A 25,138-nucleotide genomic window follows, 5' to 3' on the forward strand; every position below is an offset into this window, starting at 1 on the left:
AAGCGACCGACAAGAGACCGACCATGAATGGCAAACCCCGCAGCCTCGCCCAACCCGCTCGCCGCTTGCGCCTGAAAAAAGAAGCCACCCTGCCCGCGCTCAGCACGCTGGCCATGGTGATCGGCTCGCTCGCATCAAGCGGTGCGCATGCCAATCCCACCGGCGGCAACGTGGTGGGCGGCTCGGCCACCATCATCGACCGTGGCAACGGCACGCTGGACATCAAGCAGTCGACCGGCAAGGCGATCATCAACTGGAAAGACTTCAGCATCGGCGCCAACGAGACGGTCAACTTCCGCCAGCCCGGCAGCAAGAGCGTCACGCTGAACCGCGTGGTCGGCAATGACCCGTCGGCCATCTTCGGCCAGTTGAACGCCAACGGCACGGTGATGCTGGTCAACCCGAACGGCGTGGTGTTCGGCAAGGGCGCGCGGATCGACGTGGGCGGCCTGGTCGCCACCACGGCGAACATCAGCGACAAGGACTTCCTGGCCGGCAAGTACAAGTTCAACCAGGCCTCGTCCAAGACCGATGCCATGATCGTCAACGAAGGCACGATCAGCATCAAGGACAGCGGCCTGGCCGCGCTGGTCGCGCCGTCGGTGCGCAACTCGGGCGTGATTCAGGCCAAGCTGGGGCGCGTGGCCCTGGCTGGCGCCAACACCGTCACGGTCGACTTCCACGGCGACGGGCTGCTCAGCTTCGACGCCACCTCGACCATCAACGAACTGCCCAAGGACGAAAACGGCAAGCCGGTTTCGGTGCTGGTCACCAATACCGGCGAAATCCGCGCCGATGGCGGCATGGTGCTGATGACGGCGCGCACGGTCAAGGGCGTGATCGACAACGTCGTCAACACCGACGGCATCGTCACCGCCCGGTCGGTCGGCACGCAGAACGGCAAGATCGTGCTGTCCGGCGGCGACGCCGGCACGGTCAGGATCGCCGGCACGGTCGACGCCTCGGGCGTGGGCGCGGGCCAGCAAGGCGGCAAGGTCGTCGTCACGGGCGAGCATGTGGATGTCACCCGCACCGCGGCCATCGACGTCTCGGGCGCCGCCGGCGGCGGCGAGATTGCCCTGGGCAGCCTGGGCGTCGCGCCGGATGACGGTTCGGCCGCGTTCAGCGGCAAGTCGACCAGCGTCAAGGTGGCGGCGGGCGCCACGCTCAAGGCCGATGCGCTGGTCAAGGGCAACGGCGGCAGCGTCACGATGTGGTCCAACGAGGCCACGGCGTTTGCCGGCAGCCTGTCGGCGCGTGGCGGCGAACAGGGCGGCGACGGCGGCTTTGCCGAAGTCTCCAGCAAGAAGAACATCGGCCTGACCGGTTCGGTCGACATGCGCGCCCCCAAGGGCAAGACGGGCCTGTTGCTCATCGACCCGACCGACCTGCGCATCGTCGATTCCGCCAACGGCTCGGGCGCGCTGGACGGCAGCGCGGGCGACGGCGCCATCAATGGCGGCGATGCCAACGCCGCCAACAACACCGTGTCGCGCGGCCTGCTGGAAAGCCTGGCCGGCACGACGAACATCAAGCTCGAAGCCACCGGCCAGATCACGATCGCGGACATGGCCGCGATCAATCTGCAAACCGTGTCGGGCAACAGCTTCACGCTGCGTTCGACGCAGACGGGCGGCATCCGCTTCGAGAATTCGAACACCGAAATCAGCACCCAGGGCGGCGCCATCACGCTGGAAGCCCTGGGCGTGGGCAGCACGCTGGACAACATCGGCAAGCTGACCAGCCGCGGCGGCGCGATCACGCTGAACGCCACCGGCGACATCAACCTGGCCAACGTCATCGACGCCGGCAGCGGCGCGGCGCTGGTGCGCACCAGCGCGGGCGCCATCCGCAACACCGGCGGCGCCAATCAGGTGGTGGCGGGCAACACCGTCACGCTGGACGCCAGCGGCGGCAGCATCGGCGAGGCCGGCAAGGCCGTCAACACCCAGACCGCCCGGCTGGCGCTCGCCACGGGCGGCAACCTCGCCGTGGCCAACCGCTCCGTGCTGAGCTCGCTGGACATCACCAGCCGCCACGCGCAACCCGGCGTCAACAACACGTATCAGCTTACGTCCGCCGGCGGCATGGTGTTCTCGCTGACCGACACGGGCAGCTACCAGCTGAACACGGTTGCCCAGGACGGCCTGAACTTCTCGTTCACGGGCGATCGCACGATCAACGCGGGCAATATCGCGCTGGGCGCCGGCGCCCTGGCGCTCACCTCCACGGCCGGCGACATCCTGGCCCGCAACGGCTCGGACATCATCACCGCTGGCAGCATCGCGCTCAAGGCGGCCGGCAGCACCGGCAACAACGGCGCCATCGGCGCCGCCGCCCAGGCCCTGAATACGCAGACCGCCACGCTGACGGCCGCCAGCGGCGCCGGCGGCGTGTTTCTGAACAATACGGGCAGCCTGGCGCTGCGCTCGATCGACACCACCGGCTCGCTGTCCGTCTCGGCCGGCGGCCCATTGACGGTCGGCGCCATCAAGGCGGGCGCGATGGCCACGCTGACGTCGGGCCTGGGCGGCATCGTCGACGACGGCGACGACGCCACCATGATCTCCGCCAACGCGCTGACGCTGTCGGCGCAGAACGGCATCATCGGCGCCGCGTCCCGCAGCCTCAAGACCAATGCCAGCAGCGTGTCCGCCACCGCGGGCTCGGGCGGCGTCTATCTGGACAGCGCCAGCACCAACCTGACCATCACCCAGGCGCAGGCCAACAACGCCGGCATTGTGATCACCGGCGCGGGCAGCGTGTCGGCCAACAACGTCAGCTCGGGCGGCGGCGCCATCAACCTCACCGGCAACAGCATCTCCGCCGGCCAGGTCAACGCGGGCGGCGGCAACGTCACGCTCACCGCGCGGGCGGGCAGCATCACGGGGTCGTCGGCATCGCTTATCACGGGCAATGTGGTCACCCTGCTGGCCCCGACGGCCAGCAGCGCCTACACCGTGGGCACGGCGGGCACCTACCTGCGCACCGCCGCGGGCGAACTGAAAGCCACCGGCAACGCCATCTACCTCAGCCAGGCGCAGGGCTCGGTCCTGCTCGATGACCTGAAGGCCACCAACGGCATTTACGTCCTGGGCGCGGTGGACCTGACCGCCAACCGGCTGGATGCCGGCACCGGCACCCTGTTCCTCAATGCCCTGGGCGGCGACATCCTGCGCGCCAATGCGAACAGCGAACTGGCGGGCAACAGCATCAACCTGCAGGCCCAGCGGCACATCGGCACGGCCAGCGATCGCATCAAGACCGCCACGACCAGCCTGGCGCTGGCCAGCGGCGGCGACATCTACGTCGACAACCCCGGCAAGACGCTGACCTACCTGGCGGTCAGCAATACGCACGCCGACCCCGCCCGCCGCAACACCCTGCTGGTGTCCGCGCCCTTCCTCGCTTTCGACGTCAACGACGACCTGGGCACCGCGTATGAGCTCAAGCAGGTCTACAGCTCGCTGCTGAACCAGTTCGTGTTCACCGGCGACCAGAGCCTGAAACTGGGCAACATCCGCGCCGGCAGCATGGTCACGCTGACCTCCACGCAAGGCAGCATCCTGGACGACGGCATCGCGGATACGCGGGTCACCGCCAGCACGGTCATCCTTTCCGCCAATCAGGACATCGGCACGAACGCCGACTTCGTGTCGGTCAATGCGCCCTACCTGTCGCTGGCCACGCGCGGCAACCTCTACGCCACCAACATCGCCGACCTGGCCTCCCTGACCGTCAACGCGCGCCACAAGGGCGAGGACGACCACTATGTACTGGACGTGCGCGCGCCGTCGCTGCTGTTCAACGTCATCGATGATGCCAGCGGGCACACGATCCGCGAAGTGCGCGACGCCAACTGGGTGAGCTTCAACTTCACCGGCGACCGAGACATCACCGTCGGCAGCATCGATGCCGGCTACGGCGGCAGCATCACCCTGAACGCGACCGGCGCGATTCACGATGACGGTGACAAGACCACCCAGTTGCTGGCCAATTCGGTGAACCTGAATGCGGGACGCGGCATCGGCGCCGCGGGCACGGGGCACCTGGACATCCTGACCAGCTACCTGTCCGGCTCGGCCGCCGACGGCGGGTTCTACGCCCAGTTGCCCAACCCCGTCGGATCCGGCAACACCACCAGCAGCGTCACACTGAACAACATCAGCGCTACCGAAAAGGTGGAGATCGACGCGCGCCAAGGCGACATGTTGGTATCCGGCGCGGTGCGCAGCTGGTACGACGACGTCATCCTGAACGCCGCCAACGGATCGATCTTGAGCAGCGGCTCGGGCAATGCCTACGCAGGCGGCGGCGATGTGACGCTGACGGCCGCGGGCTCGATCGGCGGCGCCTACTTGGGCAGCGTGCGTTACGTGGGCATTAGCGGCCCGGGCGCGGTCAATGTCCGCGCCAATGCGGGCGGCGACGTCTACCTGAATGGCACCTCCAGCGACATCCGGCTCGTTTCGGTGACGGCGGGCGGCCAACTGGGCTACACCCAGTCGTACGGCACCACCACGGTCGGCAGCCTGCAGGCCACCGGCGCAGCCACGCTGACCAACTACGGGGGCTCGATCCTCGACGACGGCGACGCTGCCACGAAGATCCAGGCCGGCAGCATCGCGCTGTCGGCATCCGGGGCGCTGGGCGCAACGGGCGCCGCGCTGACGCTGCAGGCGCCCGACGTCAGCCTGACCAGCACGGGCGACGTTGCCGTCGACAACCTGGCCGGCCTCACGCGCCTGGCCATCACGCGCAATGGCTCGGCCTACGGGACCTATGCGATCACCGCCCCCAACCTGTCGGCCTTCACGCTGACGGACGACGCCAGCGGCATCCATCTCAAGGACATCGCCAGCGCGACCGACCTGGATTTCGGGTTCTCCGCCAACGGCAAGCACCTCCTGGTCGGCAACATCGATGCCGGCGCGGGCGGCAAAGTCACCCTGGTGTCGGGCGGCAACATCGCCAACGACGATCTGGCCAACCCCGGCGAGATCCACGCGGCGACGGTCTCGCTGACGGCGGGATCCGGCGCCATCGGTTCGTCGGCCGACGGCGGCACGCTCGCCCTGACCGGCACGTCAGCGCTGAGCCTGACCGCGGGCAGCGATATCCACGTCGACAGCGACACCGTGCTGCGCAACCTGGCGATCAACAGCCTGCGTTCGGCCGGCACGGCCAGCACCATCGATATCGGTGGCGGCGTGGGCCAGATCATCACCATCAGCGACGACGGCTCCACGCAGTACCTGGAAGAGATCACCGGCGGATTGACGGACTTCAGTTTCACGGGCCGCAAGAACATCCAGGTCGGGACCATCGCCGCCAGCAATTCGGTCAGCCTGACCACGGCCAACGGCGGCGTCAATTCCAGCATCACCAGCGATGCCGGCGCGGGCCGCATCACGGCGGGCAGCGTCAAGCTGTCGGCCACCGGCAGCGACAGCTACACCGCGCGCGACGCCAATACCGGGGCGATCGGCAGCAGCGCCCGCGCGCTGCGCACCACGACCAGCAACCTGACGATCGCCAACAACGGCGACATCTACCTGGACAACGGGGGCCAGGCGCTCAACAGCGTCGACCTCAATCTGACGCGCCGCGACGCCTACAGCTCCACCATTTACGACACCAACACGTATGCCTTTGGCGGGCTGGGCAGCCAATCGCTGGTGATCATCGGCGGCACGACCCTGACGATCGGCGCCATCATGAGCGGCGCCGCGCTGGCCATCAACGCCGATTCGGCCATCTCGACCGCCACGATCACCGCCGGCACGACGGGTTCGGTGTCGTTGACCTCGCGCTACGCGAATAACTCGATCAACCCGACCATCATTCGCAGTTCTGGCCAGATCACCGGCAACACCGTAAGCCTGAATGCGCTGGGCACGAACGGCAGCATCAACGTCTCCACCTCCGCCGACAACCTGTCGATCAGCTCGGCGGGCAACGTGTCCGTCGCCAACGCCAAGGAACTGGCGTCGCTGGACCTGAAGCTGAACCACAGCAACTCCACCGGCGTCTCCACCAACACCTACGCCATTTCCGCCACCGGCCTGGCGTTCTCGCTGACCGATACGGTCGGCCAGAACGGCCTGACGCTCAACAATATCTCCACCGCCGGCAACCTGGCGCTGTCCATCGCGTCCGACCGCACGCTGACGGTCAACCATATCGGCACCGGCGCGGGCGGCTCGGTCGCGCTCACCAGCAGCGGCAGCATCTATGGCGTCAGCACCAGCGCCGGCAGCCCCGATATCATCACGGGCGACCTGACGCTCAACATCACGGGCAATGGCTCTGTCACCGGTCTGATCAATACCTACAATCCGCTGTACACCAGCGTCGATTCGCTGTCGTCGAACGTCAACGGCAGCCTGTGGGTGTCCAACAACAAGACGCTCACGCTGCTGAACAACAGCGTCACCAGCTCGGCGCAGGTCAACGTCACCAACGGCTCGATCCTGCAAGGCGCCGGCACCCGCTTCGTGGCCCCGGCGCTGACGCTGACCGCCTCGCAAGCCATCGGCGCGGCCGGCAACGCGGTGCTGACCGACACGCGTCAACTGACCACGCAGACCGGCCGCGACCTGTACCTGGACAACGCCTCGAACCTGTTCAGCCTGAACGTCACGGCCAACCACGCGGACACCGGCGTCAACAACGTGGTGCAGGTCGCGGCCCAGGGCCTGACCTTCAACGTCACGGACACCGGCGCCTACAACCTGTTCGACGTACGCGACACCACCGGCCTGAACTTCTCGTTCTCCGGCGACCGCACGCTGAACCTCGGCACCGTCGACACCGGCCCCGCGCACACCGTCAGCCTGAACGCGACGGGCGCGGGCAGCAACATCGTCAACCTGTCGCCCGCCTCGCACGTCACGGGCGATTCGGTGTCGCTGTTCGCCACCGGCCAGATCGGCGCGGGCCCGGCCGACAAGATCGAAACGACGACCGGCGACCTCTACCTGACGGCGGGCCGCGATGTCTACGTGAACAACGACCGCGACCTGACCGGCCTGTCGCTCTACGCGACCGGCGGGACGGCCTCGACATACGACATCACGTCGAACGAACTGCTGTTCGACGTGGTCCACAACGGCCGCCTGCAGGTCAACGAGGTCCGTGACAACACCGGCCTGAACCTGTCGCTGTCCAGCAGCGTCGGCCAGGACATCGGCACCATCGACACGCTGCCCACCGGCACCGTCCGCCTGTCCTCGAACAACAGCATCCTGGGCAGCGCCGACGACAGCCAACGCATCACTGCCGGCCAGGTGACGATCGTCGCCCAGGGTACGGGCGGCATCGGCGCCGCGGGCCGCGAGATCAATCTGTCCGCGCCGCTGGTCAGCATCCAGAACGTCGGCGACGTCTACATCGATTCCGACACGCACATCGATTCGCTGTCGCTGTATTCGACGGGCAACGGCGCCCGCACGTACAGCATCAACTCGCCGACGCGCGACGGCGGCAACATCGGCTTTACCGCCACGGACGGCGGCAGCGCAAGCGCGGCCGGCCTGGTGCTGGGCGACATCACGGACGCGGGCGGCCTGAACCTGACCGTCAGCAGCGACCGCAACGTCACCGTCGGCACGATCGACGTCGGCTACGACAACGTGTCGCTGACCTCGCGCGCCGGCTCGCTGCTGGGCGACGGCGACGGCGACACCAAGATCGACGCCGCCTCGCTCACCCTCAACGCCAACAATGCGATCGGCGCCACGGGCACCGGCAACGCCATCGATACCCGCGTCAGCACGCTGACCGGCCGCGCCGCCAATGGCGGGGCGTTCATCACCGTGGAAGGCAATACCAGCCTGCCCAGCCTGACCTCGACGGGCGCCAGCTCGGTCAGCAACACCGTCGGCGATATCGAACTGGGCACGGTCAACACCAACGGCAACGCGTTCTCGGTCAACAACACCGGCGGCTCCATCCTGAGCGGCACGATCAACAACGCCACCACCGTCGATCTGACGGCGAACGGCTCGATCGGCAACAAGAGCGCCATCCGGACCACCAACCTTACCGGCGGCACGACCATCGTCACCCTGAGCGCCCGCAAGACCGACACGGCGGACGGCAGCATCGCGCTGACCGAAGCCTACGGCCTGCGGGTCGCGTCGGCGACCGCCGACGGCAACATCACGCTGACCAACGACACCTCCGGCCTGGGCCGCGACCTGGTCGTGGGCACCATCGCGACCACCGATGGCGCGGTCTCGCTGACGACCAACCGCGGCAACATCGTCGGCGCGGACAACAGCAACCTGATCACAGCCGATAGCGTCACCCTGACGGCCAACTACGGCACGAACCGCTCCATCGGGTCGTCGCAGTCGAACCGCCTGCACCTGGATACGCCGTCCCTGACGCTGGCCACGCCCGGCAGCATCTACGTCGACAACCTGGCCGACCTGACCGACCTGACCATCAATCGGGCCAACGGACAAGGCAGCAACCTGGGCAGCGCCGGCTTCCTGGCCATCGACGCCCAGAACCTGACGTTCAGCGGCGCCGACACCGGCAACACGACCGCGCTGACCATCGTTCGCGACACCACGGGCCTGAACTTCACCTACCAGGCGATTGGCGCGATCAACCTGAACGAGATCGACGTCACGCAGAACGGATCGGTCAACCTGTCGACCAATCCGTACTACACCACCGGCGGCGCGATCCAGGGCATGGTCTCGACCTCGAAGATCACGGCGGGCGACCTGACGCTGTCCACCGCGTCGGGCAACACCAGCAACGCCATCGGCTCGGCCGGCAATGCCCTGAACACCCAGGTCAACAACATCACGGCCAACGCCTCCGGCGGCATCTTCCTCAAGCAGACCGGCTCGATCAACCTGGGCAACCTGAGCGCTGGCGAAGACCTGTCGGTCACGACGACCAGCGGCGACATCCTGGTGGGATCCGTCAGCTATGGCACCAACCGGACGCTGACGCTCAACGCCCAGACCGGGAGCATCCTGGCGGGCGGCGGCGCCATCTCCGGGTCGGGCACGGGCGCCATCACGCTGAGCGCGCAAAACGGCATCGGCACGCGGGACGCGGCGATCCAGATCGCCGCGCCGAACAACCCTGTGTCGGCCACCGTCACCGGCGACGGCTCGCTGTACTTGAACAGCACCTCCAACCTGCTGGGCGGCCTGACGACCTCGGTCGCCAACGGTGAAACCCGCGTCACGTCGTCGGGCAACGTGGTGGTGACCAGCATGACGTCGGCCACCGACGCCGCCGGCAACGGCATCTCGGTGAACACCACCTCGGGCAACATCACGGTCAAGAACGTGCAGGCGGGCGCCACGCAGGGCCAGATCACGCTGAGCGCGGAGAACGGCTCCATCCTGGCCGACGCGGCCGGCGCCAACATCCAGGCGTATGGCGTCGCGCTCAATGGCCGCTACGGCATCGGCGCGAACACCGCGCAGGGCCGCATCAACGCCACCGGCCAGCGCGTGGAAGCCACCACCGATGGCGCCATGTACCTGGCGGCGGACAACAATGCCGTCTACTCGTACCTGTCGGGCAACGTCATCGACATCGCCGCGGCCGGCAATCTGCAGATCGCGAACGCCATCGCCGCCAACGGCAATGGCACGATCAAGATCGTGGGCAACGGCGCCAACAGCCAGTTGGTCGCCGGCAATATCGACGCGGGCACGGGCACCGTCAACATCGACTACAGCAAGGCAGGCAGCACCATCGTCGACGATCGCGAAGAATCCACGCGCATCATCGGCAATTCGGTCACGCTGAAGGCAGGCGCGGGCATCGGCGGCGCCGAAGGCTCGGCCGACAACCTGCAGACGACCGCCGCCTCGTTGACGGCCGAAGTCACCGGCAACGGCTCGATCTACCTGGACGACAACCGCGCGGCCGGCACCACGCTCGCGTCGATCGTCACGCAGAACGGCGCCATCGGCATCACCACCGCCGGCCCCACGCTGGTCACCAGCGCCATCAGCAAGACCAACTCGACCGACAATGACATCTCGATCGCCACGTCCAATGGCGACCTGTCCATCAACACGATCGACGCCAAGACGTCGGGCGACGTCACCCTGAACGCGGGCGGCTCCATCCTGGGCGCGCTGGCGGGCAACCTGGTCTTCGGCAACAGCCTGACGGCCACGGCGGGCGGCAGCATCGGTTCGGCCACCGACCTGGCCACCGGCCTGGGCGGTGTCGCCCTGCGCACCAACGTCGCGTCGCTGGGCGACCTGTCGACCGGCGCCGATGGCGCGGTCATCGTGCTGAACAACGTCGGCGCGCGCGCTCTGACGCTGGCGGGCGACGTGGACCAGGCGGGCGACAACAGCTCGGTCTACATCCGTTCGTCCGGCGACCTGGATGCCCGTTCGGGCCTGTCCGGCACCGCCGACAACCTGCTGCTGTCCTCCGGCGGCACCCTGACCGTCGCCGGCGCCGGCGTGCAGGCCCAGGACACCGTCACGCTGGCGGGCGCGACCGACGTGGTCGCCGCGGGCGGCACGCCGCGCACGATCGCCATCCAGGGCGACACGGTGAACTTCACCAGCGGCGCCGCGGGCGGCGACACGACGTTGACGACGCAAGCCGCCAACGCCAACGTCAGCCTGACCGGCACCACGACCGCCGCCGACCTGACGCTGAACAACACCGGCGCGCTGACGGCTACGCTGAACACGGCCAACGGCGACATCACGGCGACCGCCACCGATACGCTGAACGTGTCCGCCTCGGTCAGCGGCAGCAACCGCACCATCGACCTGACCGCGCAGCACGGCGACCTGGCGTTCGGCGCCATCGACGCCGGCGCGGCGAACGGCACGATCATCCTGAACGCCGCCCAGGGATCGCTGGTCGGCAACGGCCTGGACCTGACGGCCAACGGCCTTGCACTGACCAGCCTGAACGGCATTGGCGACAAGAACGCCGCCTTCGCCACGTCGGCGCGCGAACTCGACGCCGAGGTGCTGGGCGCGGGCGACATCGTGGTGGAAGGCGCCGGTGCGCTGACGCTCGGCCGCATCGCGACCGCGGACGGCGATATCCAGATCGCCGCCACGGGCGATCTGACCAGCGCGGTCGGCCTGTCGGCCGGCCACGGCGGCGATATCCTGCTGGCCTCTTCCGGCGGCAACGTCTCGGTCAGCCACGCCATCGCCGCCGGTGATGTCAACGACCTCACCGTGAATGGCGCGCAGATCGCCATGACGGCCGGGGCCGTCACGGCCGGCGCGCAGTCCTACACCGGCAACGTCACCCTGAACGGCGACCTGACGGGCACGGCCATTGACATCGCGGGCAACGCCACGCTGGCCGGCGGCACGCGCACGCTGACCGCCACCGGCGCCAACGGCAACGTCGGCATCTCGGGCACCCTGAACGGTAGCGGCCTGGACGCCGCGATCGTCGCCCATGACGGCGACGTCACGCTGGGCGACATCGCGTTCAGCCTGGCCAGCCTGACCATCGACGCCGCCCGCATCGACCTGCGGGGCGTCGACACGGTCGGCTCCCAGCAATACAACGGCGACACCACGCTGCGCGGCGTGTACTCGGCGGCCAATGGCGCCTTCGGCGTCGATGGCGCCACCCAACTGGGCAGCGCGGTCTTTGTGCTCAACGGCGACGTCACGTTCACCGGCGAGGTATCGGGCGCCAATGCGCTGACCGTCATCACCGCCGGCGTCACGACCTACGGCGGTGCGGTCGACATCGCCTCGCTGAACCACGTGGGCACGGGGCGGGTCGCCATCAATGGCGGCAGCGTCACCACGACGGGCACGCAAAATTACGCCGCCCGTGTCGAACTGGGTGACGACACGACGCTGTCCGGCAGCTCGGTCACGCTGCGCGACGGGGTGGATGGCGCGCATGCGCTGCAGATCGACGGCACGGCATCGCTGGCGGGCGCCATCGGCGCCAACACCCGGTTGGCCAGCCTGACCGTGACCGGTCCGGTCACGCTGAACACCAGCAGCATCGCCACCACCGGCGACCAGCACTACGGCGACGCGGTCACGATGGCCCGCAACCAATCCCTGTCCACCACCACGGGCGACGTCACGTTCGACGGCACGCTGGACGGCGCCTACGACGTGGCCATCGTCTCGACGGCAGGCGGCGACGTCACCCTGGGCGGCGTGGGCAACGCCGGGCTGCGCCTGGGCAACCTGACGGTCGACACCGCCGGCGCGACCACCTTCAACGGCGCGGTGTACGCCGCGTCGGCGCAGACCGACGCCCCCGGCACGGTCGCCATCAATGGCGGCCTGGTCGACACCACCGGCATCCAGACGTTCCGCGAACGGGTCGTGCTGGGCGCCGACACGGTGCTCAAGGGCAGTTCCGTCAACCTGCTGGGCGGCGGCGACGGCCCGCATGGCCTGACGATCGACGGCGACGCCGTGCTCAAGGGCGCGTTCGGCGCGCAGGACGCGCTGGCCAGCCTGACGGTCAATGGCCCGGCCAGCCTGGACGGCAGCATCGGCACCACCGGCGAGCAGTCGTATAACGGCGCGGTCGTGCTGGATGGCGATGTGGCGCTGGCCACGCAGGGCGGCAACGTCGCGTTCAACGACACGGTCGCCAGCAGCCAGGGCGACGCCCACGGCCTGTCCGTGACCGCCGGCGCGGGCAATGTCACCTTCACGGACTCGGTCGGCGACGCCGCCGGCGGCCGCCTGGGTGACATCACCATCGCCAGCAGCGGCGCCACCACGCTGGACGCCCCCGTGTACGCGGCATCGGTCACGACGGACGCCGGCGGCACGCTGTTCATCAACGGCGGCCTGGTCGACACCACCGGCGCCCAGTCGTACGGCGAGCGGGTCGTGCTGGGCGGCGACACCGTGCTCACGGGCACCACCGTCAGCCTGTTGGGCGGCGGCGACGGCCCGCATGACCTGACCATCGACGGCGACGCCGTGCTCAAGGGCCCGTTCGGCGCCCAGGACGCGCTGGCCAGCCTGACCGTGACCGGCGCGTCCACCTTGGGCGAGGGCAGCCTCGCCACCACGGGCGACCAGTCGTACACCGGCACGGTCACCCTGGACGGCGACATGACGGTGGCCAGCCGTGACGGCGACATCCGCTTCAATGACGCGGTGGACGGCGCCCACGACCTGACGGTCTCCACCGGCACGGGCGAGGTCGCCTTCGCCGGTCCGGTCGGGCAGGACGAGCGCCTGGGCAACCTGACGATCAACGCCGCGGGCGACACCGTTCTGGACGGTCCGGTCCGCGCCGCCACGCTGCAGACCAGCGGCAACGGCGACCTGCTGATCAACGGCGGTTCGGTCGACACCACCGGCGCGCAGCAATACGGCCAGCACGTGATCCTCTCGGGCGTGGACACCACGCTCACCGGCACGACCGTGCAGCTCAAGGCGGGCGTGGACGGCACCGAGCCGGGGCAGCAGGGCCTGATCATCGCCGGCAACGCGGATATCCAGGGCGACGTCGGGGCCACCACGCCGCTACGCGGCCTGGCCATCCAGGGCGCCACCACGATGGGTCCGGGCAAGGTCGTCACCACGGGCGACCAGGTCTACACCGGCGCGGTGACGCTGACCGGCGACCGCGAGCTGACCAGCAGCACCGGCTCGGTCGTGCTGGGCAGCACGCTGGACGGCGGCAATGGCAACAACCTGGCCATCGACGCCGGCAAGAACGTGCAGGTGGCGGGCGACGCCACCGGCCTGGGCTCGCTGACCTTGCGCGCCGTCGACACGATCGTGTTCAACGGCGACGTCACCGCCTACCGCGTGCAGCAACTGGAAGCCAGCACCGCCAGCTACAACGGCGCGGTGCGCGCCACGGGCCCGGACGGCATCGACATCTCGGGCGGCAGCGTGTCGTTCGGCAATGACGTCACCGCCGACACCGGCGCGATCCGCATCGCCAACACGGATCCGGCCGGCACCACCGGCTTTGCCGCCGGTTCGACGGTCCGGGCGGCCACCGGCTTCACCCAGACGGGCGGCGCCGGCCTGACCCTGCCCGCGCAACTGCTGGTCGCCCAAGGCCCCATCAGCCTGGGCGCACCGGCCAGGCTGCAAGGCGCGAACGCCACCATCAGCACCATCGGGGACATCACCGCGGTCGGCCTGACCGGTCCGCAAACCGCGCTGACGCTGGCCGCCGGCCCGCTGGGCGCGATCCGCATCGGCCTGAACGACGCCGACCCGAGCCACAAGCTGGACGTGGCCGACCTCATCGTTCCCACCGCCGGTTCGGCCGACGTGTGGGGCACGGTCGGCGGCAAGACGGGCGCCCTGGGGGCCGCCTCGATCAAGAGCTCGCTGGCCGGCTCGCCGTTCTACCTGAACGGCTTCACGTGGGGCCCGACGGGCGCGATCAACCGGCTGGCCGCCATCACGGCGCCGAGCATGGTCATCCCGACCACGCCGACCGCCGACTCGCTGTTCCGTGGTACGGTCCCGCCGGACGGTTTCGGCCCCGACGCCCTGGGCGCGTACGCCGATCCGCAGGTGCTGAAGGTGGCTGACGCCAGCGTCAACTGGCTGTTGCCTTCCGGCGCCAACGCCCTGCTGACCGTACCGGCCGGCAACAACCCGGTGCTGCAAGGCGCCGGCGGCAACCCGCAACAACCCGCCGCCGAAGGCAATCCGCCTTCCGACGACGAGCGTCGCAATGACGACGCGCAAACCCGCACTCTTTGATTCGACACCATGACTACGCAGACTTCGCTTCCCCTGTTCTACGAGCAACCCCGTCCCCTGGCTGCCGGCGTGCACGCCAACCTGTCGCTGGCCGGCAACACGGGCTTTGGCTACGCCGCCCGCACCAACGCCGTGCCGCTGGTCGCCACCGAACTGCCGACCGCCTGCCGCCACTTCCCCATCGTCTTCACGGACGGGGATCAGCCCACGCCCGTCGCGGTGCTGGGCGTGCGCGGCCAGGAAAACCTGTTCGTCGACGCAGACGGCCAATGGCGCGCCGGCACCTACATTCCGGCCTACGTGCGCCGCTATCCCTTCATCTTCATGGAGAACGAAGACCGCAGCCAGTTCACGCTGTGCGTGGACGAGAAGGCCGCGTCGGTCGTTGAAGGCCGCGACAATCCGTTCTTTGACGAGGCCGGCGAGCCCACCGACCTGGCACGCAGCGCCCTGGAATTCTGCCGCGATTACCAGAACCAGCACGCCTACACGATGAAGTTCGCGGAAGCACTGGCCGCTGCCGACCTGCTGATCGAAAACCGCGCCGACATCACCCTGCCCGACGGCCAGCGCCTGGCCATGTCCGGCTTCAAGGTGATTGACGAGGCCAAGTTCAACAAGCTGTCGGACGAAGAGTTCCTGCGCTGGCGCGCCAACGGCTGGCTGCCGCTGGTCTATTGCCACCTGCTGTCGATCAATACCTGGCCCGCCCTGATCAACCAGGTGGCGCCTGCCGCCGGCGTCGAGACCGCCTCGACCGACGCGTAAGTCCCGGCAGCGCGCCGGCAACTTGCCCCTCCCGCGGGTCCGGTCCGGCCCGCGGTGGTGGACGCGCCCGAAAGCAAAAAATGGGGGCGCACCCTAAGTCGACATATAGGCGCCAACCCAGGCGTTTTTTGCGGCTTTGAAATTTTCAGCTATCCGTAAGATCGTCTACGCGCGTGGCAACAGGCAAGCTTGCCCAGCATGAAGGGCAAGCGCATTCCCCGCATCCCCGTCCCAGCAGACTCAGAACCATTGACGGCGGCTGCGGCCCCTCGGGCGGCGCCCTGTTGCGCCGATGCCCGCCACGTGCCGCCTTGCCCGAATCACCTCCCTTCGTGCGCGCCATGGCTTTTTCAGGACTTGCGCCATTCCGCCGTAGCCCTTGTCACTACTGAAAAAAGCCAAATGCCTCACAACAAACTCAAAAAACGGGCGATTGTCCTCGCCTTGCAAACGCTAGGCCTGGCCGGTTCCGGCATGCTGACCCTGGCCGCCTCGCCGGCGATGGCCCAAAGCATCACCTGGAACGGCTCGCAGAGCAGCGATTGGCAAGACCCGCTGAACTGGTCGTCGGCGACGCTGCCGGGCTCGACCGGCAATCTGTTCATCAACAGCGTGACGGCCAACGCACCGGTCATCGACCACAGCAGCGCCCAGGGGGGCGTCATCTTCCTTGGCGCGATCGGCGGGCCCTCGCTCACCGTGCGCAATGCCGGCGTGCTGGTCAGCAACAGCGCCATCATCAGCAACCCCACGAATGGCTATACGGCGGGCACGTCCGAACTGCAATCCGGCTCGGCCACCATCGACGGCATCGGCTCCCAGTGGACCGCGGAGTCCTTCAACGTCGGCTTTTACGGCACGGGTACGCTGAACGTGACGGGGGGCGGCAAGGCCATCGCCACCACGACCGTCTCGCTGGGCTCGCACGTCGGCTCCCTGGGCACCCTGAACATTTCGGGCGCCGGCAGCACGTTGCAGTCCGGGCAGCTCACCGTCAGCGACAACGGCACCAGCGTCGTCACGATCTCCGATCACGGCACGGCGCAAGCGAGCGGCCTGCTGGCGGGCAATAGCGCAGGCTCGACGGGCACGGTCAACATCATCGGCACCGGCGCGTCGCTGACGACCAGCGGCGGCATGACGATCGGCTCGCGCGGCACGGGCACGGTGGACATCAAGGGCGGCGCCACCGCCAGCTCCGGCGCTCGAACTTATGTGGGCATGTACTCGGGCGGCGTCGGCAAGCTCCTGGTTTCCGGCGCCGGCAGCCAGTTTTCATCTTTGAACGACTACATTGCCGTGGGCCTGAGTACGGGCGCCAAGGGCGAGCTGACCGTGACGGACGGCGCGCTGGTCGATGCCTTTCAGGTGGTGGCCGGGTTCAACGCATCGGGCGAAGGCACCATCGTCGCGGACGGCCCGCAGACTCGGATCAAGACGTCCAGCGTCTTCCTCATCGGCTTCTATGGCGATGGCACGGCCACCCTGTCCAACGGCGCCACTTTCGAAACCGCCAATCGCCTGCGCATCGCCGATGTGGCGGGATCGACCGGCACCCTGAATATCGGCGCCGCCGCGGGCGACGCCGCCACGGCGCCGGGTGACGTGCAGGCAGCACTTGGCGTGCGCTTTGGCAACGGGACCGGCAAGCTGGTCTTCAACCATACCGGCACGGACTACGTCTTCGCGCCGGCCATCAGTTCCTTGTCGCCCGGCATGGGCGCGATCGACCTGGTGGCGGGATCGACCACCTTCACGGGCGATTCCAGCGGTTTCAGCGGTCAGACCCAGGTGCTGGGCGGCGCCCTGACGGTGGATGGCGCCCTGGGCGGCACCCTGAACATCGCCAGCGGCGCATCGCTGCACGGCACGGGCCAGGTCGGCACGACCACGCTGCAAAGCGGCGCCACGCTGGCGCCCGGCCAGGCCGGCGGCACCCTGAACGTGGCGGGCGACCTGACGTTCTCGCCGGGTTCGGTCTACCAGGTGGCGGCCGATTCGCAGTCGTCGGCAAGCAGCCGCGTGGTGGTCAGCGGCACGGCCAACCTGGCCGGATCGGCGGTCCATGTCGGGCCGGACGGCGGGTTCCAGACCCGGCGCGAGTACACCATTCTCAGCGCGGGCACGGTCAATGGGCAGTTCGACACCGTGTCCTCCAACTACGCCTTCCTGGACCCGGCCTTGCGCTACGACGGCCAGAACGTCGTGATGCAGCTTGGCCGCAAGGAAGTGCCGGTGGATCCCGGCACGCCCGTAGATCCCGGCACGCCCGTGGATCCCGGCACGCCAAGCACCCCGGGCACGCCGAGCACGCCCGGCACCCCCAGCACCCCGGAAACCCCGACCCGTCCCATCGCCTTTGCCGACGCGGCGCAAAGCGCCAACCAGCGCGCCGTGGCCAACGCCCTGGACAGCCTGCCCGAGGGCAATCCGCTGCACGACTACATCCTGACGCTGCCCGAGGGCGCCCCGGCCGCGGCCTTCAACAGCCTGTCCGGCGAAGCGCATGCCAGCGTCACGTCCAGCCTGACGGGCCTGAACACCACGGTGCGCGCCGTGCCCCTCGCCTACCTGCGCGCCAATCTGGGCGCCGGTATGCGCGCGGGCGCGCCGACCGCGCAAGCCGGCGGCACGCCGTCGGCGTCCGCCCTGCCTTCCTCCAATGCGCAGCCCGCCTGGGCCGAAGTCATCGGCAACTGGCAGACCTGGAAGGGCAACGGCGATTCCGCGCAAGTGCGCCAGAAGACCGGCGGCGTCTTCGCCGGCGTCGACCACGCCTTGGGCGGCGGCTGGCGACTGGGCGGCGCGCTGGGCTTTACCGACAGCAACATCCGCGTGGACGACCGGTCCTCCAAGGCGGACGTTGCTGGCTACAGCGCGGCGTTGTTCGGCGGCAAGGTGTTCGACGCCGGCCCCGGCAAGCTGAACCTGATGGCCGGCGCGGCCTACACCTGGCACGACATCTCCACCGAGCGCTACGCCAGCGTCTCCGGCGTGTCCCAGACGCTGACCGCCGACTATGGCGCCAGCACCACCCAGTTATTCGGCGAACTCGGCTACGCCCTGCCGGTGTCCGAGCGGTTCAGTGTCGAACCCTTCGCCGGCCTGGCCTGGAGCGATACGCGCACCCGCAGCTTCTCGGAGTCCGGCGGATCGGCCGCCTTGCGCGGCCAGAGCGACAGCAACACGCAAACCACGTCCACGCTGGGCCTGCGCGGGCTGATGAACTTCACGGTGGGCCAAACCGAAGGACGCCTGCAGGCGACCCTGGGCTGGCGGCATGCCTTCGGCGATGTGCAGCCCCAGACCGTCATGTCCTTCGATGGCGGCCAGGCCTTCACCGTGGCGGGCGCACCCGTCGCGCGCGACTCGGCCCTGGCCGAGCTTGGCGTCGAAGCCGCGATCACGCGCAACGCAACCATCGGCCTGACCTACAGCGGCCAGTTCGGCGGCGGCAACCGTGAAAACGCCGGTTCGCTCCACATGACCTGGCGGTACTAAGGCGCAAGGTCTGTCGCGGACAGATGCCCGGTCCGATGCCCGCAGGGGCAGACCGGGCATCTGTTAAAGTCGCCCACAGGCTGCGGCCGCGCGCCGCTTGACGCCCCCAGTCCAGGCAGGTCTCCCCTCCCCCTTCTTCTGCCGGAACCCGCCAAGACATGAATCGAATCCTCGCCGCATCCCAGGCATCCTCACCAGGCGGTCCGTGCCAGGGCTGCAAATCCGGTCAGGACGGCGCCATCGACATGGCGTTTGCCTTCCAGCCCATCGTCGACCTCACCACCGGACAGCCCTATGCGTACGAAGCCCTCGTGCGCGGGCCCAACGGCCAGCCTGCCGCCTCCGTGCTGTCCCAAGTGGACGACGCCAATCGCTATCAATTCGACCAGCGATGCCGCACGACGGCGATCGAACTTGCCGCAAGCATGGGAATGGACCGATACCTGTCCATCAATTTCATGCCGAACGCGGTCTACCAGCCCGCCGCCTGTATCCGCACGACATTCGAGGCCGCCGAGCGAACCGGCTTTCCGCCCGATCGAATCATTTTTGAAACGGTCGAGGGCGAGAGCATCGTCGACCGCGCACACCTGTTGTCGATCTTCCGCGCCTACAAATCGTATGGATTTCAGACGGCCATCGACGATTTTGGCGCGGGCTACTCGGGCCTCACGCTCCTGGCCGACTTCCAACCGGACCTGATCAAGCTGGATATGGCGCTGGTGCGCGGCATCGATACCGATGTCCCCCGCCAACGCATCGTTGCAGGGGTGCAGGCCATCTGCACCGACCTGGGCATCCGCGTCATTGCCGAAGGGATCGAAACCGTGGGCGAGCGCGACTTCCTGGCGGCGCAAGGTATCACGCTCATGCAAGGGTATTTGTTCGCCAAGCCGGCGTTCAAGGCGATGCCGCCCGTTAGCAATGTCGCCTGATTGTCTCTGCGGCCCCCAGGACGGGGCGGTGGATGACGCGCCATTCATGCACACCGTGGTGGAGTCTGGCGGCAGCCCGCCGCTGTTCGAAGCGGCGTTCATGCAGGCGTGGAACGCCATGGTCATCACCGACGCGGACCTTTCCGCCGGATGCCGCGTGCTGCTGGCAAACCCCGCATTCATCGCCATGACCGGCTATACCCTGGACGAACTGCGCGGCCGCTCACTCCGCCTGCTTCAAGGCCCCGCCACCGACGCAAACGTCATCGATGCGCTGCGGTCCTGTCTGAAAGAGGGCCGGCATTTCGAGGGCGTGGCGACGAACTACCGGAAGGATGGCTCGGAATACACCGTCCGCTGGAATATCTCGCCCGTGCACGACGGCCGCGGGACGGTCACGCACTTTGTCTCGGTGCAGGAAGACATCTCGGACATGATCCGCGAGGAACGCACCAATCGCCTCCTCGCCAGCGCGCTGGACGCAACCAGCGACCTCGTCATGCTGACCAATGCCAAGGCACAGATCATCTTTGTGAACACGGCATTCGAGAACGCCACCGGCTACCCGCTTTCCGACATCAAGAACAAGACCGCGGCCATACTCAAATCCGGCAAGCATGACGACGCGTTCTATGCAGCTATGTACCGCACGCTGTCGAGCGGCCAGGATTTCCGCGCCACCTTCATCAATCGCCGGCGTGACGGCTCGCTGTTCCATGTCGAACAAACCATCTCAACCATCTTTGACGATGACGGGCGTCCGGCGCACCACATCGGCGTCGGCAAGGACGTGTCGCGCCGGGTCCAGCGGGAACAGGAGCTGTTGCGCGCGGCCACCAAGGACAAGCTGACCGGCCTCTACAACCGCCACCACGGCGAGAAAACCCTGCGCGAGGCCTTTTCCCGCGCCCAGGCCGGCGGCAATTCACTCTGCCTCATCATCGCGGACATCGATCACTTCAAGCGCATCAACGACACCTTCGGGCACCTTTCGGGAGACCGCGTTCTCTCGGATGTCGCGGGCATTCTGCGAGCGGCGGCCCGAAGCCAGGACACGGTAATTCGCTGGGGCGGCGAGGAATTCATGATCGTGCTGGCCGATTGCGTAATCGGCGACGCCGTTCTACTGGCCGAGCGCGTGCGCACCCGCGTCCATGCGCATCGAGATTCGGAAGTGGGTCCGCTGACCGTGTCGCTCGGCATCGCACAGCTGGAAGCCGGCGAAACCATCGACGCGCTGATCGCGCGCGCAGATGCGGCCCTCTACGACGCCAAACGGGCCGGCCGCAATGCCGTATCCGTCTCGCCGTGACGCGTCCGTGCCCCGCGAACCGTTCGCGGGAACACGGTCCAACGCAACACGCCGCTGACCAGGTAGCGGCGTTCGATTCAATGGGATAGCCCCGGCCTCTCATCCCTAGGCTATTCGGCGGGACCGCTGGTGATCTTGCCCAACCCCGCCAGCAGCGCCTGTGTCGGCCGAGACGCCTTCCCGGCTTCCGAACACACCAGGCCGAACTCGCGGTGGACAGCTGGCGTCAGCGGCATCACGCGCAGGCCGCGCTGTTCGTCGGGCAAGGTCGATTCGGGCACCAGCGCCACCCCCATGCCTTCCCGCACCAGCACACAGGCGCTGGCCCAATCACGGACCGTCACCCGCACGTCCGACAGGTGCAGGCCCGCTTGCGTCATCAGGCTTTGCCCGTTCACCGCGCATCCGCCCGTGGCAAGAATGAAGGGCTGCGCGGCCAGTTCTTCCAAGGTGACGCCGCGCTCGCTGGCGCGGCGACCCAGCGGATGGCTGATCGGCAGCAGCGCGACCCAGGCATCTCGCCCCAATGTCGCCGCGGCGCGGCCGGGCGCCGGGTTCAGCACCACACCCAATTCCACGGTTCCCGCCGCCAGCCAGTCTTCCACTTCTTCATCCGTGCCTTCCAATGCCACCAGCTCGATGCCGGGATGGCGGCGCTGAAAAGTGCGCAGCAGACCGGGCAGCAGCGTCGACATCACCGACGGGAAGCTCGCCAGCCGGATGCGCCCGCCGTTGAGGCCGCGGCTGTCATCGGCCAGGACACGAATCGCGTCCAGACTCGCCAGCATCGCTCGCGCGTGCGCGGTGACCTGCTCGCCCAAGGCCGTCACGCCGATGTGCCGCCGCTCGCGAACGAACACCTGGAATCCCAGCGCCGCTTCCAACTGCGCGATGGCCTGGCTGGCCCCCGATTGGGTAATGCCCACGCGCTCGGCGGCGCGCGAAATGTTGCCCGCGTCCGCCACGGCCGCCAGCAAGCGCCAGTGCAGGAGGTTCATCATGGTTATCAGTAGCCCAGCTAATGCTCAGGAAATTGAGCATTAATTTTACGGCCTCACCGTGGACAAGCAGACTGCCACGCAGCGCCCGGCAACACGCGGCGCACGGGTTTTCAACTTTTCCGGGAGTCTTGATGAAGCTGTATTACGCCCCTCACACCTGCTCGCTGTCGCCGCATATCGTGCTGCGCGAACTTGGCCTGCCGTTCGATCTGGTCAAGGTGGACAACAAAACCAAGCAGACCGCCGACGGCCGCGACTTCCGCGCCATCAATCCCAAGGGCTATGTGGCCGCATTGGAACTGGACAATGGCCACGTCCTGACCGAAGGCCCGGCCATCCTGCAATACCTGGCCGACCTCAAGCCTGAAAGCCGGCTGGCGCCCGCTGCGGGCACCTGGGAGCGGGTGCGGCTGCAAGAGTGGCTGAACTTCGTCACCGGCGAAATCCACGCGGGTTCCGCGCCGCTGTTCAACGCGGCGCTGCCCGAAGAAGCCAAGGCGATCTTCCGCGAAAAACTGTTCAAGCGGTTCGACTTCCTGCAAGACACTTTGACCCGCCAGGATTATTTGACGGGCGCAGCTTTCAGCGTGGTGGATGCCTACCTGTACACCGTGCTGGGCTGGTGCAAGTTCTTCGCTATCGACCTCGGCCGCTGGCCCGCGCTGCCGGCGTATATGAAGCGCATCGGCGCGCGGCCCGCCGTACAGGCGGCCTTGCGCGTTGAAGCCGGGCAATAACATCGCCCAGCTCGACCTCGTCAATGGTGGCCGATTGAGCTAACCCCGAATTAGTCCGTCTGAATCCACAGGTACTAAAAACTGGGTTAGGGTCACATGCAACAGATAGGTCCTCGCCCAGAGACTAAGCGAGTTCAAATTATCTGAAATTCACCTGTTTGCTCGTAACGCTGATACGCCTCCACGCTGCGGCGCATATTCGGCAGCATATCGGGCAGGTCGTTCATCGAGAACCATCCCACGTCGATACTTTCATCGTCGTTGACTACCGGCTCGCCCGTAAACGATCTCGTGTGGAATACGAGGCAGAAATACTGGCATTGATCTCCGTTCGGAAATACATGGGTCTCATATGCAGGGTCGCAGCCGAAGCCAATTGGTCGCAACTCATCGACTTTAATTCCCATCTCCTCTTCAACTTCCCGGATGACCACCTCCTCCAACGTCTCGCCCTCTTCGGCATTCCCTCCTGGCAGCCCCCAAACTCGGAAGTCACTCCGGCGCTGTAAAAGTACATTGCCTGCACCGTTTTGAATGATGATCCGAGCTCCCGGCACGAGGAGCAGTCGACTGCCTACTAGCTGCCTTAGGCGGCCCAGATAGCTATCGGAAAAACTCGCCATACGTAAGTCACTCCTGGTCCTTGCCAATCCGGTCCATAAAGTCGCAGCAATATTCTTCAGAGATTCGATTAGTTAGCAAGTTTTCCATGAATCTAAACCGCACGCCACACGCGTAATGCCCTGCACGCAAGTCGAAAAAGTGCGCGAACCGATCACTTGCGCATTGATCCGCGTGATCCGGAACCTCCCCAGCACACGCTCAGATCTCCCCGGGTATGACGCACCCACCTTCACGCTTATACCTGTCGGCTCTACGCGACAGCGTTCCAAACAAGTATCGGGCTTTGACGAGTTCGGCCGCCTCACCCCGCTGACACGCCTCATCGGCTTCGTGTTCGTCAGGCCGCCGATTTGCCATCCGGCTTCCTTCAGCCCCCCGGTCTTCGGCTAACTCTTCCCCTTGTCGGGCGAGTAGAAGACTTCCACCTCCGAGTGCGTGCGCCCTGCCGGGCGCACCAAAGAAAAACGCCGCTCATGAGAGCGGCGTCAGTTCTGGGTACTACAAGAATTGGGGTGGTGGGTTGTGCGAGACTCGAACTCGCGACCAACGGATTAAAAGTCCGCTGCTCTACCGACTGAGCTAACAACCCGACCGAAGCCCGAAATTATGGCGGATTTGGAAGGGCTTGTCAAAAAATGACGGGCAATGGGTTGCCCGCCCCGCCCTGACCCAAAGAAATCGGCCGCCTTGCGGCGGCCGAACTCAACGCGGGTGATGCAACCCTAGACCGGAATTACCAGGCCGCCACCACGGCGCCCTTGAACTTGGTCTGGATGAATTCCTTCACGGCCGGGCTGTGATAGATCGAGACCAGCTTCGCGAATTCGGGACGGTCCTTGTCCTTTTCGCGCACGACCAGCACGTTGGCGTACGGCGAATCCGGCGATTCCTGGGCGATGGCGTCCTTCGTGGGATTCAGGCCGGCTTCCAGCGCGAAGTTGGTGTTCACCGCCGAGGCGTCGGTGTCGTCCAGCGAGCGCGGCAACTGGGCGGCGTCCAGCTCGATGAAGCGCAGCTTCTTGGGGTTCTCGATCACGTCGATCGGCGTGGCCTTCAGGCCGGCTTCCGGACGCAGCTTGATCAGCCCGTTGGCCTGCAGCAGCAACAGGGCGCGGCCGCCGTTGGTCGGGTCGTTGGGCAGTGCGATGCGGGCGCCTTCCTTCAGCTCCGACAGCGACTTGATCTTCTTGCTGTAGATGCCGATCGGGAAGATCACGGTCTTGGCGATGCTGACCAGCTTGTAGCCACGGTCAGCATTGGCGTTGTCCAGATAGGGCTGGTGCTGGTAGCTGTTCAGGTCCAGGTCGCCCGCGGCCAGCGCCACATTGGGCTGCACGTAGTCGGAGAACTCGATGACCTGGATGTTCAGTCCCTGCTTGGCGGCCTCGGCCTTCACCACATCAAAGATCTGGGCGTGCGGACCGGCAGTGACACCGACCTTCAGCGGCTTGTCCTGCGCCAGCGCGGGTTGGGCAAAAACGGCGGCGCCCAGGGCGAACGCGGCCAGCGACTTCAAAACCTTGATGCTCATGTTGCGATATCCCGAAATAACGGAAGTAGG

At 67.1% G+C, this 25,138-nt stretch carries 9 protein-coding genes and 1 tRNA gene; 6 read left to right on the forward strand and 4 right to left on the reverse strand.

What is annotated here, in order from left to right:
* The first annotated feature begins 23 nt into the window (after positions 1 to 23).
* The 5 genes from ACZ50Q_RS24540 (at position 24) to ACZ50Q_RS24560 (ending at position 21,215) form a co-directional block, all read left to right on the forward strand.
* Positions 24 to 14,699 carry a two-partner secretion domain-containing protein gene (locus tag ACZ50Q_RS24540; RefSeq protein ID WP_464079816.1) on the forward strand — a complete coding sequence of 4,892 codons (14,676 nt, stop codon included), beginning with the start codon at positions 24 to 26 and terminating at the stop codon, positions 14,697 to 14,699.
* Between the two features lie 9 nt (positions 14,700 to 14,708).
* On the forward strand, positions 14,709 to 15,467 hold the full coding sequence (locus ACZ50Q_RS24545; protein ID WP_076518884.1) for a SapC family protein: 759 nt from the start codon (positions 14,709 to 14,711) through the stop codon (positions 15,465 to 15,467).
* A 444-nt stretch (positions 15,468 to 15,911) separates the two neighbouring features.
* Positions 15,912 to 18,968, forward strand: coding sequence for an autotransporter family protein (locus tag ACZ50Q_RS24550; RefSeq protein ID WP_464079817.1), 3,057 nt, complete (start codon positions 15,912 to 15,914; stop codon positions 18,966 to 18,968).
* A gap of 158 nt (positions 18,969 to 19,126) precedes the next feature.
* On the forward strand, positions 19,127 to 19,903 hold the full coding sequence (locus tag ACZ50Q_RS24555; protein ID WP_464079818.1) for an EAL domain-containing protein: 777 nt from the start codon (positions 19,127 to 19,129) through the stop codon (positions 19,901 to 19,903).
* Positions 19,904 to 19,949: 46 nt separating this feature from the next.
* Complete coding sequence (locus ACZ50Q_RS24560; RefSeq protein WP_464079819.1) at positions 19,950 to 21,215, forward strand: sensor domain-containing diguanylate cyclase; 1,266 nt, start codon at positions 19,950 to 19,952, stop codon at positions 21,213 to 21,215.
* Between the two features lie 110 nt (positions 21,216 to 21,325).
* Here ACZ50Q_RS24560 and ACZ50Q_RS24565 read toward each other — a convergent pair whose 3' ends face one another.
* The gene (locus tag ACZ50Q_RS24565) at positions 21,326 to 22,216 is read right to left on the reverse strand and encodes a LysR family transcriptional regulator (protein ID WP_464079820.1); all 891 of its coding nucleotides are present in this window, start codon (positions 22,214 to 22,216) and stop codon (positions 21,326 to 21,328) included.
* A gap of 131 nt (positions 22,217 to 22,347) precedes the next feature.
* On the opposite strand from ACZ50Q_RS24565, the gene gstA reads away from it, so the two are divergent.
* Positions 22,348 to 22,953 (forward strand): glutathione transferase GstA, encoded by a 606-nt coding sequence (gstA, locus tag ACZ50Q_RS24570; protein ID WP_464079821.1) that lies wholly within the window; start codon positions 22,348 to 22,350, stop codon positions 22,951 to 22,953.
* A gap of 134 nt (positions 22,954 to 23,087) precedes the next feature.
* Here the strand turns inward: gstA and ACZ50Q_RS24575 are convergent, their stop codons facing one another.
* From ACZ50Q_RS24575 to ACZ50Q_RS24585, 3 genes are all read right to left on the reverse strand, one after another.
* A complete protein-coding gene (locus ACZ50Q_RS24575; protein WP_464079822.1) occupies positions 23,088 to 23,576 on the reverse strand; it encodes an NUDIX domain-containing protein in 489 nt (162 codons plus the stop codon).
* Between the two features lie 514 nt (positions 23,577 to 24,090).
* Positions 24,091 to 24,166 (reverse strand) — tRNA-Lys (locus ACZ50Q_RS24580).
* Between the two features lie 144 nt (positions 24,167 to 24,310).
* Entirely contained in the window at positions 24,311 to 25,108 is a 798-nt protein-coding gene (locus ACZ50Q_RS24585) for a MetQ/NlpA family ABC transporter substrate-binding protein (RefSeq protein WP_076518877.1), read from the reverse strand.
* Between the last annotated feature and the right edge of the window lie 30 nt (positions 25,109 to 25,138).

It is taken from the genome of Achromobacter sp. T5-5 (assembly GCF_055397965.1).